Here is a 489-nt window from a genome sequence, read left to right as displayed (position 1 = left end):
GCCACCACGTGACCGTCGATCACGACCGCGGCCTGGCCGATGTCGAACGGACCGAGCGCGGTCAGCACCGCACGGCCGCGCGCGATGTCGGTCTTGCTGTTGTCGTTCGGCCAGGCGCGGCTGATGCAGCCCTCGGGCATCAGCAAGTCTGGCGCGACGTCCTTGATGCCGACCATGCGAAAGCCGTCCTGCTCGAGGATGCGGCCGACGCCGGACAGGAGATGATCGTCGCCGCCGCGGAAGGCGCGGATGACGCTGCCGAGCAGGCGCAGCGTCTTGACGTCGAACCGGATCTCCGAGAGCGAGGGCCGCACCAATGTGCCGATGAAGATCAGGTCGCGGCAGCCCTCCTCGCGAAACAGCCGCATTGCGCGGCCGAGCTGGCCGACCGAAATCCAGCGGTGACGGAATTTCTCCAGCCGCGCCGGATCGCAGGCCCCGCGAAGCGGAAACAGCACCGGCGTGATGCCGCGGGCGGCAAGCGAGTCG

1 protein-coding gene is annotated in these 489 nt (G+C 68.9%); it reads right to left on the bottom strand.

All coding sequences use genetic code 11. The features are described 5' to 3' along the window. The coding region (lpxI, locus tag MOV75_RS41685) for a UDP-2,3-diacylglucosamine diphosphatase LpxI (protein ID WP_247008717.1) at positions 1 to 489 on the bottom strand (489 nt) is incomplete at both ends.

The organism is Bradyrhizobium sp. PRIMUS42, from assembly GCF_023006515.1.
Taxonomy (GTDB): domain Bacteria; phylum Pseudomonadota; class Alphaproteobacteria; order Rhizobiales; family Xanthobacteraceae; genus Bradyrhizobium.
This window is presented reverse-complemented; position numbering and strand designations above follow the sequence as displayed.